General features: G+C 66.8%; 11 protein-coding genes. 1 reads left to right on the top strand and 10 read right to left on the bottom strand.

Annotated features, from left to right (window positions below; genetic code table 11):
- The 10 genes from AL072_RS19215 to AL072_RS19170 form a co-directional block, all read right to left on the bottom strand.
- Positions 1 to 3,534: a hypothetical protein gene (locus AL072_RS19215; RefSeq protein WP_045582736.1), complete on the bottom strand. Its 3,534-nt coding sequence runs from the start codon at positions 3,532 to 3,534 to the stop codon at positions 1 to 3.
- 123 nt (positions 3,535 to 3,657) lie between these two features.
- Positions 3,658 to 4,338: a hypothetical protein gene (locus AL072_RS19210; protein ID WP_045582737.1), complete on the bottom strand. Its 681-nt coding sequence runs from the start codon at positions 4,336 to 4,338 to the stop codon at positions 3,658 to 3,660.
- Positions 4,339 to 4,447: 109 nt separating this feature from the next.
- Positions 4,448 to 5,056, bottom strand: coding sequence for a hypothetical protein (locus AL072_RS19205; RefSeq protein WP_060721731.1), 609 nt, complete (start codon positions 5,054 to 5,056; stop codon positions 4,448 to 4,450).
- A 624-nt stretch (positions 5,057 to 5,680) separates the two neighbouring features.
- Complete coding sequence (locus AL072_RS19200) at positions 5,681 to 6,688, bottom strand: PfkB family carbohydrate kinase (protein WP_082108989.1); 1,008 nt, start codon at positions 6,686 to 6,688, stop codon at positions 5,681 to 5,683.
- Between the two features lie 47 nt (positions 6,689 to 6,735).
- A complete protein-coding gene (locus tag AL072_RS19195) occupies positions 6,736 to 8,211 on the bottom strand; it encodes a mannitol dehydrogenase family protein (protein WP_045582739.1) in 1,476 nt (491 codons plus the stop codon).
- Between the two features lie 187 nt (positions 8,212 to 8,398).
- Positions 8,399 to 9,172, bottom strand: coding sequence for an L-iditol 2-dehydrogenase (locus tag AL072_RS19190; protein ID WP_045582740.1), 774 nt, complete (start codon positions 9,170 to 9,172; stop codon positions 8,399 to 8,401).
- A gap of 26 nt (positions 9,173 to 9,198) precedes the next feature.
- Positions 9,199 to 10,227: an ABC transporter ATP-binding protein gene (locus AL072_RS19185; protein ID WP_045582741.1), complete on the bottom strand. Its 1,029-nt coding sequence runs from the start codon at positions 10,225 to 10,227 to the stop codon at positions 9,199 to 9,201.
- An 11-nt stretch (positions 10,228 to 10,238) separates the two neighbouring features.
- Complete coding sequence (locus AL072_RS19180) at positions 10,239 to 11,069, bottom strand: carbohydrate ABC transporter permease (protein ID WP_045582742.1); 831 nt, start codon at positions 11,067 to 11,069, stop codon at positions 10,239 to 10,241.
- A 3-nt stretch (positions 11,070 to 11,072) separates the two neighbouring features.
- A complete protein-coding gene (locus AL072_RS19175; protein ID WP_045582743.1) occupies positions 11,073 to 11,945 on the bottom strand; it encodes a carbohydrate ABC transporter permease in 873 nt (290 codons plus the stop codon).
- A 115-nt stretch (positions 11,946 to 12,060) separates the two neighbouring features.
- Positions 12,061 to 13,371, bottom strand: coding sequence for an ABC transporter substrate-binding protein (locus AL072_RS19170; RefSeq protein WP_045582744.1), 1,311 nt, complete (start codon positions 13,369 to 13,371; stop codon positions 12,061 to 12,063).
- 495 nt (positions 13,372 to 13,866) lie between these two features.
- Here AL072_RS19170 and AL072_RS19165 point away from each other — a divergent pair, with 495 nt between their 5' ends.
- On the top strand, positions 13,867 to 15,081 hold the full coding sequence (locus AL072_RS19165; RefSeq protein WP_245636857.1) for an ROK family transcriptional regulator: 1,215 nt from the start codon (positions 13,867 to 13,869) through the stop codon (positions 15,079 to 15,081).
- Positions 15,082 to 15,171: the final 90 nt, after the last annotated feature.

Below are 15,171 nucleotides of genomic sequence, written 5' to 3'. Positions count from 1 at the left end.
TCAGGAATTGTCGGGCTCGTTGTTGTAGAGGGCGTACCAGCCCAGTCCCGACGGCTTGCCCCCGGATTCGGGGTTTCCGAACAGGTAGAAGAGGGTGGAGCCGCTCGGCGGGATCTTGAGCAGCCCGAGAAAGCGCAGGGCGATGTCGGTCAGCATCAGCAGGAACGACGACTGGTCCGGGTCATAGGCCAGCCAGATCTGGTTGACCGACAGCTTCAGCACATTCTGCAGGCTGATCAGCTTGGCTCCGCCGCCGGTGCCCGGCAGCTGGATGCCGACCATGGCGTTGTAGGAGTCCGTCCCGCTGCCGTCGGTGGACCATGCGGTCAGCAGTTGGGAGGTCAGCTTGGCCTTGCCGGCCAGCGCGCCCGGCGTTCCCATGTCCAGCCGGTAGCTCAGCCCGTACCAATCCGCGCCGCCGACACCCCTGAACACCGCATCGGGGATGATGGTCAGCCAGTTCGACGCTTCCGGCGCGGCGTCGGCGCTGCCGGAGGTCAGCCCGTTCAGGGTCAGGGCGAAGTTGGTGTAGAGGCATCCCGGCCGGGGTGTGCTGGTCACGATGTCGAAGGTGATCTGGTCGGTGACGAAGCGGAAATCGGTCATGGTCGGCGTCGCCGCCGGCGAGGTCAGCTGCAGGCCCAGATTCGCGTAGTGCAGCCCCTGGCGCAGACTGTCCTGGCCGTCCGGGCTGCCGAAGGAGAACACGTCGAAGGGCACGCCCTCCGCCGTCCGCACCAGCTTGAAATCGAGGTAGCCGCTGAAGCTGAACAGGCTTTCGAGGATGCCGGTCTGTGTTCCGTCATCGACCGTGCTCATCTGCGCGGAGTCGATCTCGACCTTGTTGAAGACGTTGTTGTCGAAATAATAGGTGGTGGTGTGGAGCGCCCCCATGCTGTAGATGGGCGTGCCGTTGTTGTTGACGTAGGTTCCCTTCAGGATGACGGCGTTGGCATCGTTGCCGCCATCCGCGCCCATCCGTTCGACCGGCATGCCGAACAGGGAATTGAGCGTCACCTGGGCATAGCTCTGGAACAGCTTGACCGCTGTGTTCTCGAACAGGACCCGCAGCGTCAGCACCCGGAAATCGTAATCCGCCCCCTCGGCGACCGGCACCGGGGTGACGGTCTGCCCTGCCGCGGGCGCGATATAGTCCGGATCCTGGTAATAGATCAGCCCGAACATCGAGCTGGACGACGACAGGGCGATGCTGGTGGCCGCGGGGTCGTTCGCGACCGGGCTGACCTCGATGCCCAGATGGTGCGCCATGAACGCGCCGGGGTCGGTGATCCCCGCCGCCAGACCGGCAAGGTCGGACGGCAGGCCGCAATCCATCGCCAGGATCAGGATGCCGGTCCAGTCGGGATTGCGCGCGATCGCATTGAAGGTGCCGAAATATTCCGTGTCGGCCTGTTCGCTGGCGGCCTGGAAATAGGAGCGCAGCCAGGTCGACAGCACCGGCAGTTCGGCCGGATCCGGCGGGCCGGGCGGCAGCGAGCCGTCGGCCGGGTCGAGATCGCTCGGTGCGGCGAAATCGGTGGCCATCGTCCATTTGTCCTGTGAGGACACCAGGCTCGCCGATTTGGTCGCATCGGAGGAGGGATCGTAGAGCGCGCCCTTGCAGCCCTTGACGATGATCACGTTGCTGTAGTCGTTATAGGAATTGTAGCCGACATTGGCGGTCAGCAGCCAATCGCCGATGGTCATGCCGTTCAGGAACCGCGGGCCGGAGGCTTCGGGATCCGTGCTGCCCAGCCGGGTGGCGTTGGCGATCACCAGGAACAGATCCCCGGTGGAGAAGGCCTGCTGCAGGTCGGTCCCGGGCTGTTGGAAGGCCAGCGTGCCGTTGCTTGCCGCCGCCAGATTGCTGCCGAGAAGGATTTCCTCCCAGCTGCCATCCGCCGCCAGCGTCACCAGCTGCCCGGACGGGGTGGTGACCACATCCTGCCCGGTCCCGGCCGCCAGTGCGGCTATCCTGCCGCCGCGGGACAGGGAAGCCGATTTGAAGAAGGACGGTTTGACGGCGGTGGCCTTCAGGCCGGTGCCGCCGCCGGCATCGCCGATCACCGACCGCCGCGTCGCGGCCAGCACCTGGCTTTCGAAGCTGGCGATCTGGCTGGCGTCGAAGCCGACGATACCGTCGCCGGCCTTGGCCAGGGCGTAGGGGGCGAGCGGAAACGGGCTGGTAGCGGCGGGAAGCGCCACCGCCGGATCCATGGCGCCGAACAGGCTGGGGTAGGAGGCGTAGATCACCGGATCGCGGCCCAGCAGCGGCGAACCCTTGGGCTGGGCGACATAGGGCACCAGCCCGTCGCCCAGCACCGCAACCACCGTCGCCCAGGAGGTGACGAAGCCGCTTTCCAGCAGCGGCGCCGACGGGTCGGTCGGTGCCGACACCGGCGAGGCGGCCGGGAACGGGAAGCGGGGTGCCAGGGCCGCCTTTCCGGTTTCGAACCACAGCCGGTCGCCGGCCTGGCTGTCGCTGCGTATCTGGAAATCGATGTATTCGGTTCCCAGCAACCCGCCGATCATGCCCAGCGTCCGGCTGTCCGGCGGGGCGTCGGGAACCGCGAGTTCATAGGCACCGGCCGGCGCCGCCTGGAAGCTGGTGGGGCCGACACGGTCCGGCTGGCATCCCGGATTGAACACCAGATAGGCGGTGTCGGGATTTTCGTCGACCTGCCCCGGAACGGGATAGAGCCAGACCGGCAGGCCGGTGGTGGTGGCGAAGCCCGACGCCAGGGCCACCGGGACCGAGGGCTGATTCAGGATCTCGCCGGAAAAGGCCACCGTGGTGCGTGCCGGAAGAAAGGCGTTCGTGGGATCGCTGGGATCGATGGCGATGTGGAAGCCGATCATGTCGCCCGAACTGGGCAGATTGCCGACGGCCAACGGCAGCCACAGGGCGGTCACCGCCAAAACATCGGTGTCGCTGGAAGGAAAGGCGTATTGGAAGCCCCAGTTCCAGGCATCGTACAGCGATTGGCGCTGGATGAAGCTGTCGAACCGCAAGGTGCCGCGCAGTGTTCCGTCGCAGGGCAGGAGTGCGTTCGGACTCCGGGTGCTGTTCGGCTGGGCGGACCCCTGGAACGCGGCGTTGGCATTGGTCAGGGACAGCGTCGTCCCGTCCAGGCTCACCGTCATGCCGCCGGTCAGGGTCAGGGACAGCGACGGCACGATCCGGGCGGCAAGCGGCCCCCCCACATCCCCCGCCGGGCTGAGACTCATGATGGCGCAGGTCGATGGGCTGATGGTGGTCGGGTCGGTCAGCCAGAGGAAGCCGCGGGAATCCTGGGACTGGGCGAGGGCGGCGGTGATCGCCGCCACGAAGCTCTCGGCGGTGGCGGCTGTGATGTTCGGATCGCCGGCGGAATAGACGAAGCTTCCCTGAAGTGCCGCGGATGTCAGCGCATCCTGCAGGCCGATGTCGTCGGGGAAGGTGGTGCAGCCGGCCGGCAGCACGTAATAGAAGAAGCCGGCTCCCGGTTGGGCGGCGTAGAGCCGGGCGGTATAGAGCTTGGTGAAGAAATCCATGGGCGCCCTCCGGTCGTGGCGGGGTCGAGGAAACGCCGGCGGGCCGCCTCCCGGGGAGGAGGAGGCCTGCCGGACCGATCCCGTGTACGGTAGTACCTGCGTCCGCCGGAGAACCGGACAGGATCAGATCTGGAAGGTCACGGTCGCCGCCATGCTGGTCAGCAGGCTCGCCGCGGGAGTGGAGGCATTCCAGCCGGAGGGGAACAGGGCTGCGGTGTAGGTGGCGCCACGGCCGAGGCTGATGCCGTTGATGAAGGCGATGCCGCTGGACGAGGTCGAGGTGATGGCGGCGGCGCCGGCCGTCGGCGCGGAGGTGTAGGACGCCAGCGTACCGTTCCACAGACCGACCCAGGCGCCGTTGGTGCTGGGCATGTCGCCCATCGGCAGGGCGTAGCTGAGGTTGAGGTTGTTGGTGCCGTTGGAGTAGTAGGTCAGTGATCCCGGGGCATAGGTGACGGGGCCGGAACCGGGGGGCAGGAACGCGGTCGAGCAGGCGTTGCCGTAGGTCTGAGCCGGCGTCGTCAACTGCTTGCCGACCGCGAAGCAGACGACATAGCCGTTGGTGTTCAGCGAGGTGACGGGGAAGGTGGTCGAGCCGGCCTGGGTGTTCCCGCTGACGGGCGTCGTGTTCTGGGCGGTCTGATTGTAGGGGATGACGCCCTGGTTGTCCTGCCAGATTGCCAGGTAGTTGCCATAGGTCTGCGGCATATTGCCCGACAGGGTGTTGTAATCGACCTGAAGGAGGGTATCGTTCAAAAGAGTCAGGACCAGAGTGTTCTGGGCGCTCGAAATAATCGTTGCCATGTGGCCATCCTCAATTGTGGCGCAGGATTTCCCTGCTGGTTTCCGGCAGGGAAATCCTGCCTGGGACTGCGCCCGTACTATTCGGGTGGGCGCAGATTGCTGTGTGTCGTTACGGTGTGTTGGCGCGGCTGGCGGCCTGGAAGACCAGCATTGCCGCGGCCAGGGTGGTGTCGGGTGCCGGAGTGCCGCCGGCGCTCCAGGCTTCGGCGCAGCCCGGCGCGGCTTGGCCGGCTGGTGCCGGGACCGCCGGTCCGGTGAAATAGACCAGCGTGTAGATCTCTCCCGCCCCCAGCGACAGGCCGTTCATGGCGACCGTGCCGAGATTGGCGTCGGAGGCCACATCGGCGCAGGCCAGCGGCTTGAAGGGGTTGTAGGGCGACATCTGTCCCGGCCAGATGCCGATCCAGTTCCCATAGCTGGAGGGCAGGTATCCCGGCAGCGTCGCATAGCGCACGGCAACCGCCTCCGCGGTCAGGCTGGCGAGCGACATGGTCACGGAATTTCCCGCCGGAGCCGGGGCGGCACTGGAATCGTTATCGGAACCGGTGTCGGGCGGGATCGGAACCGATGCCGCGATGGTGGACGTGTTCGGCCCGGTGCCGTATCCGATCACATAGTCGAGATTGGCCAGCGTGAAGCCGCTGAGCACCACCGAACCGGAATCCGTGTCCTGGGGGATCGTGATTCGCGACAGCGGCGGCGCCTGCCACGGGATCATGCGCCCTTGCCAGATTGCCAGGAAATTGCCGTAGGTCTTTGGCCGATTGGCCGGCAGGGACCGGTATCCGACGGTCGCCGTTTCGCTGGTTACGTTGAGAATCGATAATTTGATGACGGAACTCTCGGGTGTGACGGTCGTCCCGCCGCTGACACTGGCGTGGGCGACGCAGCCATAAACCGCAAATAATAGAATAGCGAGAAATGGTTTTGCCATTATTATCGCCCTTGGCTTATATGCGGAATATATAGCCACACAGACTTACAAAAAACAAGTAAATCTTATTGTTTTCAATAAATACAAGTGCATGTTATATGCCTTGTCTCTAAAGATAATTATTTTAAATTGATTTCCATTGTATGGGTATTTTTTAAATTCAGCGTTTTTTTTCGTTCAGATTCGAATCTGTGTTGCTTAGGATTTCGCCATAGCCGTCGCAGCATCCGGGGGTATTGGGGATGGCGGCGGCCCCGTTGTCGCTGTGGTTTCCGGCAGGCCGGCGCCTGCCGACGGGACAGGTCGCCGTCCATTGTGTGGGCGGAGTTCAGAAATACCGCTTGGGCCCGAATCGCTTCGGCCGGCCGGGAGGAGGCGGCCGGCCGATCCTGAGGGAGGAGCGCAGGGTCAGGTGCCCTGGCGGTCCAGCAACCGGTTCACCGCGTCGCGGTCGGGCAGCGAGGGGATGGCGCCGGGGGAGGTGGTGGTCAGGGCGCCGGCCGCGTTGGCGAAGCGGCAGATGGTGCGCAGGCGGTCGGGGGTGAAGGCGGTGCCGGTATCCTCCAGAATGCCGCTCAGCAGCGCCGCGACGAAGGAGTCGCCCGCGCCGGTGGTGTCGACTGTCGCCACCGCGATGCCCGGCACATGGCCGTTGGCCTCGTGTGTCAGGAAACTGCAGCCGTTGCGGCCGTGCGTCACCACCAGCAACCGCAGGCCGTCGTGCCACAGCGACCGGCCGCCCTCGGCCGGTTCCGCCGTGCCGGTCAGGAACTCCAACTCCTCGTCGCTGAGCTTGACGATGCCGGCGGCGGCGATGCCCTGGCGGATCATGTGGGCGGCTGTGTCGCGGTCCGGCCAGAGCGACAGGCGCAGGTTGGCGTCGAAGGAAACCAGCAGTCCATGGTTGCGGGCCGTCTCCACCGCCAGCAGGCTCGCATCCCGCGCCGCCGGGTCGATCAGCCCGATCGAGCCGGAATGCAGCAGCCGGGCCGCCGCGACGGCCTCCAGATCAAGGTCGGCGGAGGAAAAGCCGGCCATCGGCTCGCCATAGAACAGGAACTCACGCTCTCCCGCCTCGTCGAGCGAGACGAAGGCGACGGGCGTCCTGGCGTCGGACGCGAGGCGCAGGCGGCCGACATCGACGCCGGCGTCGGCCAGCGACCGGGCCAGGAACCGGCCGAACCCATCCGCCGCCGTCCGGCCGAGGAAGGCACTGTTCACACCCAGCCGGGCCAGCCCGACCGCGACATTGGCCGGCGCCCCGCCCGGCGCCGGCTCGAAGGCGCCGATGACACCGGGGCGCAGGCCGGGGCCGGCGGGCATGAAGTCGATCAGGACCTCGCCCATGCAGATCGCATCGGGTCGGGCAGGGCGCGGGGTATCGGGCACGCCGTCGCCTTGCGGCAAAGCGGTCATGGCTGGCTGTCCTTTGCGATGTGTTCCGTCAACGGAGGCGTCGGCCGTCACGGCGTTCCGCCGGCATAGCGAGCGAGGACCGTCCGGGTGCCGTCCGCCCACAGGGAGCGCAGCGCCGCGGCGAAGGCGTCGCGGAACGGTTGCGCCCGCCCGACGTCACCATAGATTTCCTCCATGTCGAGCCAGGCCGCCGGTTCGCTGCGGGCTTGGCGGGCGACTGCGGTCAGGCGGTCCCAGTTGGGATCGTTGGGCTCGATCGCCTCGCCACCCTCGGTCTCGCCGTAGCAGTAGCGGCACCACAGGGCCGATTCCAGCGCCAGCCCTTCGATGCCGGCACCGGCCTTCAGCCGGTCGGCGATGGACGGCACGATGAATTTCGGCTGGCGGTTGGAACCGTCGAGGCAGAGGCGGCGGATGGTGTCCTTGATCTTGGGATTGGCGAAGCGCCGCTCGATGATGCCGAAATAGGAGTCCAGGTCGGTGCCGGGCACCGGCGGAACGGTGGGGATGATCTCCTCCCGCTCGATTTTTTGCAGGAAGGAGCGGATCAGCGGCGTTTCCATCGCCTCATGGGCGAAGGTGATGCCAAGCAGCCCGGCCGGGTAGGCGATCACCGCATGGCCGCCGTTCAGGATGCGGATCTTCATCGTCTCGAAGGGCGTGACGTCGGGGACGAACTGCACGCCGACCGCCTCCAGCGCCGGGCGGCCGGATGAGAAGCGGTCCTCCAGCACCCATTGGGTGAAGTCCTCGCAGAACACCGGCCAGGCGTCGTCGATCCCGAAATCATGGGCCAGGCTGCCGCGCTCCTGCTCGCCGGTGGCCGGCGTGATGCGGTCGACCATGCCGTTGGGGAAAGCCACGGCCTCGGCGATCCAGGCGGCAAGCTCCGCATCGACGGCCCGGGCGATGCCGAGCACGGCGTTGCGGGTGACGACGCCGTTGTGAGGGATGTTGTCGCAGGACATGACGGTGAAGGGCGCCGTGCCGGCGCTACGGCGGCGGGCCAGCCCGGCGACGATCAGGCCGAAGACGGTGGTGGGCTTGCCGGGAGCCGCGATGTCGGCGCGGATGGCGGGATGGCCGGCATCGAAGGCGCCGGAGGCGTCGATGTAGTATCCCCCCTCCGTCACCGTCAGCGAGACGATGCGGATCGCCGGATCGGCGAGCCGGGCGACAATGGCGTCGGCATCTCCGACCGGCAGCATTCCGACCATCGCGCCGGTGACGCGGGCGAGGCTCTGCGCGCCCGATTGCTCGACGACGGTGGTCAGCCAGTCCTGCCCTTCCAGGGCGTCGCGCATCCGCTGGTCCGACGGCATCACGCCGGCGCCGAGGATCGCCCAGTCATGGTCGCGGCCCTGGCCGAACAGGCTGTCGAGATAGACCGCCTGATGGGCGCGGTGGAAGTTGCCGATGCCGAAATGCAGGATGCCGGCGGACAGCGCGGAACGGTCGTAGGCAGGCACCGTGGCGCGGGCGGCGATGGCCGGAAGGGTGGCGGCGGAGAGGGGGATGGTCATGGCGGTGTTCCTGCGAGTGTCGGGAGAACCTCCCTCTCCCCCCCGGGGAGAAGGGCGGGGTGAGGGGGATGCATGGCGTGGATCGGTTGGAGAGCGTGAGGTGCGCGATTTTTGTGAATCCTCGCTTTGCCACCCCCTCACCCTAACCCTCTCCCCGGGGGGGGGAGAGGGGATGGAACCCGGCACGTCAGCTCATCCAGTTGCCGCCGTCGACATTGTAGGTCTGGGCGACGATGTAGTCGGCCTCGGCGCTGGCGAGGAAGATCGCCATGCCGGTCAGATCCTCCGCCCGGCCCATGCGGCCGAAGGGCACCGCCTCGCCGACCATCCGCTTCTTCTCGCCCGGCTTCAGCCCTTCATGCCTGGCGAAGAGGGCGTCGACGCCGTCCCAATGCTCGCCGTCCACCACGCCGGGGGCGATGGCGTTGACGTTGATGCGGTGCTTGATCAGGTCCAGACCCGCCGACTGGGTCAGGCTGATGACCGCCGCCTTGGTCGCGCAATAGACGCCGACCAGCGGTTCGCCGCGGCGGCCGGCCTGGGAGGCCATGTTGATGATCTTGCCGCCGCGCCCCTGCGCGATCATCCGCCGTGCCACGGACTGCAGCGTGAACAGCGTGCCGGCGACGTTGATCGAGAACAGCCGGTCGTAGCTGTCGCGGGTGATCTCGACGATGGGCGCCAGATCGAAGAGGGCGGCGTTGTTGACCAGGATGTCGATGCCGCCGGCCCGCTCCACCACCCGGGCGACCGCGGCGTCGATGGAGGATTGGTCGGTGACGTCCAGTTCCACCGCATAGGCGCCGGGGCCGATCTCCGCCGCCGCCTGTTCGGCCGCCGCCAAGTTGATGTCGGCGATGGCGACGGTTGCGCCCTCGGCGGCATAGGCGGCGGCGAAGGCGCGGCCGATGCCGCGGGCGGAACCGGTGATCATGGCCGATTTGCCGTCGAGACGTTTCATGGGAGTCTCCTGGGGGTTCGGGCCGTTCATGCCACTTTCACGCCGTGAACCGGTGACGCCTGGGCATTCCCCTGGGCATCGAAGCGATGCAGCTTTTCGGTCTGCGGCGTCAGCCAGACGCGGTCGCCGTGGCGGACCGGGAATTCGCCGCCGGCCCGCGCGACCATCGTTCCGATGCCGTCGACCTGCACATAGACGAAGGTGTCGGAGCCCAGATGTTCCGATACGGTGACGGTGCCGGACCAGCGGCCGGACTCCGTGGACAGGAGGAGATGTTCGGGACGGATGCCGACGCAGTCGGCGCCGTCGCCGCGGGCGGCCTCGCCCTCGATGAAGTTCATGCGGGGGGAGCCGATGAAGCCGGCGACGAAGCGGTTGCGCGGCCGGCTGTAGAGGTCGATGGGCGAGCCCACCTGTTCGATCCGGCCGGCGTTCAGCACCACGATCTTGTCGGCCATGGTCATGGCCTCCACCTGATCGTGGGTCACATAGATCATGGTGGTGCCGAGGCTGGCGTGCAGCTCGGAGATTTCCAGGCGCATGTTGACGCGCAGCGCCGCGTCCAGGTTCGACAGCGGCTCGTCGAACAGGAAGGCGGTCGGCTCGCGCACGATGGCGCGGCCGATGGCGACGCGCTGGCGCTGGCCGCCCGACAGCTGGCCGGGGCGGCGGTCGAGATAGTTGGTGAGGTTCAGCACGTTGGCCGCCGCCTCGACCTTGCGGTCGATGGCGGCCTTGTCCAGCCGGGCCATCTTCAGCGGGAAGGCGATGTTGTTGCGCACGGTCATGTGCGGGTAGAGGGCGTAGGACTGGAACACCATCGCCAGCCCGCGCTGGGCGGGCGGCAGGGCGGTGGCGTCCTTGCCGTCGATGCGGATGGTGCCGGACGATACGTCCTCCAGCCCGGCGATCAGGCGCAGGAGCGTGGACTTGCCGCAGCCCGACGGGCCGACGAACACCACGAACTCGCCGTTGCCGATGGTCAGGTCGAGCGGCGGGATGACGGAGACGTCGCCGAAGCTCTTGGTGACGCGGTCGAGCGTGATCTGTCCCATGGAAGGTCCTCCTACTTCACGGCGCCGAAGGTCAGGCCGCGCACCAGCTGCTTCTGGCTGAACCAGCCGAGAACCAGGATCGGCGCGACCGCCATGGTCGAGGCGGCCGACAGTTTGGCGTAGAACAGCCCCTCCGGGCTGGAGTAGCTGGCGATGAAGGCGGTCAGCGGCGCCGACTGCGAGGCGGACAGGTTCAGCGTCCAGAAGGCCTCGTTCCACGCCAGGATGACGTTGAGCAGCAGGGTGGAGGCGATGCCGGGCACCGCCATCGGCAGCAGCACATAGATGAGTTCCTGCCGGAGGCCGGCGCCGTCCATCCTTGCGGCCTCCAGGATCTCGCCCGGGATTTCACGGAAATAGGTGAACAGCATCCAGACGATGATCGGCAGGTTGATCAGCGTCAGCACGATCACCAGACCGATCCGGGTGTCGAGCAGCCCGAAATCGCGGAACAGCAGGTAGATCGGAATCAGCACGCCGACCGGCGGCAGCATCTTGGTCGACAGCATCCACATCAGCACGTCGCGCGTCCGCTTGCCCGGCACGAAGGCCATCGACCAGGCGGCGGGAACGGCGATCAGCAGACCGATCAGCGTGGACCCCACCGAGATGACGACCGAGTTCCAGAAATGCAGGAAATAGTCGGAGCGCGACTGCACCTCGGCATAATTCTCCAGCGTCCAGTCGAAGGCGAGGAAGGAGGGCGACGAGGCCACGGCCTCCGCCTCGGTCTTGAAGCTGGTCAGGGCGGTCCACAGGATGGGGAAGAAGATCACGATCCCGATGGACCAGGCGAGCAGGGTCAGGCCCAGCTTGCGGCGGTTGGTTGCGGCGCGCGCCATGGCTCAGATGTCCAGATTGCGGCCGATCATCCTCATCAGGAAGACGGCGACGAGGTTGGCGAGGACGACGGCGACGATGCCGCCAGCGGAGCCGCCGCCGACATCGAACTGCAGCAGCGACTGGGCATAGACGAGGTAGGTGATGTTGGTGGTGGCGGTGCCCGGCCCGCCGTTCGTCGTCACCAGGATCTCGGCGAAGACCGACAGCAGGAAGATGGTCTGGATCAGCGTCACCACCGTCATCGCACGGGCGAGATGGGGCATGATGATGTGGATGAAACGGTCGACCGCGCCGGCGCCATCCATCTCGGCCGCCTCCAGCCGCTCGCGGTCCAGCGACTGCAGGGCGGTCAGCAGGATCAGCGTCGCGAAGGGCAGCCACTGCCACGTCACGATCAGGATGATCGAGGACAGCGGCGCTTCCGCCAGGAAGTCGAAGGGTTGCAGCCCGAGCCCTTTGGCGATGGCGGCGAACAGGCCGCTCACCGGGTTCATCAGCATGTTCTTCCACACCAGCGCCGACACGGTGGGCATGACGAAGAAGGGGGCGATGACCAGCAGGCGGACGATCCCCCGCCCCCAGAAGGGCTGGTCGAGCAGCAGCGCCAGCCCGATCCCGCCGGAGATGGTCAGCACCAGCACCCCGCCGACCAGCGCCAGCGTGTTGCCGAGCGCGGCGAAGAAGGCGGGATCGGTCAGGAAATACTGGTAGTTGAGCGTTCCGATCCACTCCTCCGTCCCCGGCATCAGCAGGTTGAAGCGCAGGAAGGAGAAATAGAGCGTCATCGCGAGCGGGATCAGCATCCAGCCGAGCAGCAGGACGACGGCCGGAGCCATCGTCAGGCGCGCGGCTGTACGCGAATGGGCGGTGGCCATGGCTCGACCCTTGGGTAGCGGCGTTGCGGGGCGCGGTCAGGCGTGACCGGCGATAGGCGGGACCGGCGAAACGGCCCGGCCGGCTACATCACGTAATCGGCCGGGCCGGCACCGGCTACTTGATGTAGCCGGCCTTGGTCATTTCGCGGGTGGCGATCGACTGCGCGCTCTGCAGGGCCTGGTCGGCCGTCATCTGGCCGGCCAGCGCCGCGGAGAAGGTTTGGCCGACGGCGGTGCCGATGCCCTGGAACTCGGGGATCGCGACGAACTGCACCCCGGTGTAGGGGACCGGCTGCACCGTCGGGTGCTGCGGGTCGGCCGCCTGGATCGACTTCAGGGTCAGGTCGGCGAAGGGCGCCGCCTTGCGGTACTCGGCATTGGCGTAGAGCGAGCTGCGGGTGCCGGGCGGGACGTTGGCCCAGCCCTCTTCCTTGGCGACGAGGTCGAGATAGTCCTTGGAGGTCGCCCAGGAGATGAAGGCCTGCGCCGCGTCGCCCTTCTTGCTGCTGGCCGGGATCGCCAGATTCCAGGCCCACAGCCAGTTGGACCGCTTGCCGAGACCGGTGTCGGGGGCCAGCGCATAGCCGACCTTGTCGGCGACCTTGCTCTGGGCCGGGTTGGAGACGAAGGACGCGGCGACGGTGGCGTCGATCCACATGGCGCATTTGCCGGTCTGGAACAGCGCCAGATTCTCGTTGAAGCCGTTGGAGGAGGCGCCCGGCGGGCCGGCGTCCTTCATCAGGCCGAGATATGTGGTCAGCGTCTTCTTCCACGCATCGGTGTTGAACTGCGGCTTCCACTGCATGTCGAACCAGCTGGCGCCGAAGGAGTTCGCCATGGCGCTGAGGAAGGCCATGTTCTCGCCCCAGCCGGCCTTGCCGCGCAGGCAGATGCCGTAGACTTCGTTCTTCTTGTCGGTCAGCTTGCGCGCGGCGTCGGAGACGAAGGCCCAGGTCGGCGCCTCCGGCATGTTGAGGCCGGCCTTCTCGAACAGATCCTTGCGGTACATGATCATCGAGCTTTCGCCGTAGAAGGGCGCGGCAAAGAGCGTGCCGTCGATGGTCAGGCCGCTGCGGATGGAGGGCAGCAGGTCGTCCACGTCATAGTTGGAGCCCAGCTTGTCGAGCGGCATCAGCCACTTCTGCTTGCTCCAGATCGGCACTTCGTAGGTGCCGATGGTGAGGATGTCGTACTGGCCGCCCTTGGTGGCGATGTCGGTGGTGATGCGCTGGCGCAGGACGTTCTCTTCCAGCGTCACCCAGTTCAGCGTGATGTCCGGATGGGCCTTGGTGAAATGCTCCGCCAGCTTCTGCATGCGGATCATGTCGCCGTTGTTCACCGTGGCGATGGAGATCGTTTCCGCCTGCACCGAGGTGCCGAGGAGGGCGGCGACCGCCGCACCGATCAGGGATAGCGCGCGTTTCATGGTATTTCCTCCCGATTGTCCTGCCCGGCCGCGCCTGTGACACGCGTCTGCGCGACAGGGTTGGCCGCCCCGCCGGTTCGCGGGTGGCGTCTCCCAGGTCCGAAGCCGATATCCGAAGCCTGTGACCGCAGTCGCGCACGGCATTGGTTTGTATGGCTCACGAACACTATGGCGCAGTTCGGGGGAGGGTTCAATATATAAATCACATTGATTTTGATATTGCTCTGCACCCTGATCGCGACAGCCATGGCGGCCTCCTGCCGTTTGGTTCCGGGAAGGGCACACCGGCCGCGAAAGCTCAGGACGTATCCCGCTCCCAGGCTCCGCGCACCCATTCGATCGGATAGCAGCCTTGCCCGGCCGGGGCGGCACTTGCTAGGCTGTCATGCCGGTCCGAAAGCCGCTCTCCTCCTATACCCCGCTCTCCCGCAGCCATTAAATAAATCACTTTGATTTTGTTACTATGGCTTGCTATACGGATTGTTGATCGAATTCGTGAGCGGGGGCGGCGAGAGCATGCGGGGCGGCGACACCACCGGGCTGCGTGCCTACAACGAGCGGCTGGTCATGCATGCGCTGTTGCAGACCGGCATGCTGTCCAAGGCGGAAATCGCGCGCGAAACCGGGCTCAGCGGCCAGGCGGCCTCGGTGATCGTCAACCGCCTGCTCGAAGACGGGCTCCTGGTCAAGCTGGACAAGGTGCGTGGCCAGGTCGGGCAGCCCTCCACCCCCATCGCCCCCAATCCGGACGGGGCCTATTCGCTGGGCGTGAAGATCGGCCGGCGGAGCGTCGAGGCGATCCTGATCAATCTGCTGGGGGAGGAGCTGGGGGCGAGCCGCGTGCGCTATGACGCACCCCTGCCGGAGCCGACGATCGCGACGGCGATTTCCCAGGCGGCCGGTCTGCTCCGCCATCTGTCACCGGCGGCACGGTCGCGCGTCGTCGGTCTCGGCGTCGCCATGCCGGACGAGATCCATGCCTGGTCGGCGGAGCTGGGGCTGGCGGCCGGTGCGCTGGACGGCTGGCGCGACGCCGACATCGCCGGTGCGTTCGCCCGGGAAACCGGGTTGCCGGTGACTCTCTACAACGATGCGGCGGCCGCCTGCGCGGCGGAGATGATCGCCGGCCATGCCATCACCCGGCGCAGCGCACTCTACATCTATCTCGGCACCTTCATCGGCGGCGGCGTGGTGATCGACGGACGCCTGTATCGCGGCGAACAGGGCAATGCCGGCGCCATCGGTTCGATGCCGACCGGCCCGGCCGGCCCGGGGGCGCCGCCGGGACAGCTGATCCACAGCGTGTCCATCTTCCTGCTGGAGCGCGAACTTGCGGCCGGCGGGATCGATCCGGCGGCGGCGCTCGCCGACGGCAGCGGGGAGACGGCGAATGCCATCTTCGACGCATGGACCGGTACGGCGGTCACCGACCTGTCGCGCGCCGTCGTCTCGGCGCTCAGCGTGATCGACTTCCAGGAGGTGGTGGTGGACGGTTTCCTGCCGCCGGCCTGGCGCGACCGCTTCACGCAGCGTCTGGCCATGGCGGTGGAGCATTACAACTGCTCGGGCCTGAAGACGGCCACCATCACCGCAGGGTCGATCGGGCCGATGGCCCGCGTCCTGGGGGCGGCGATGCTGCCGCTGAAAGGGCGCTTCTCGCCCGACACCGACCTGCTGGTCCGGTCGGGCATGGCACGGGATCTCATGTGATGCCGACGGCCCTCGATCCCAACGGGCTTCGATCCCGACCCGTCAGGATCGGGGGCTTCGGGGCATGGACCGCCGCTGCGTGACCGTAGG

This window comes from Azospirillum thiophilum (assembly GCF_001305595.1).
Classification (GTDB): Bacteria; Pseudomonadota; Alphaproteobacteria; order Azospirillales; family Azospirillaceae; genus Azospirillum; species Azospirillum thiophilum.
This window is presented reverse-complemented; position numbering and strand designations above follow the sequence as displayed.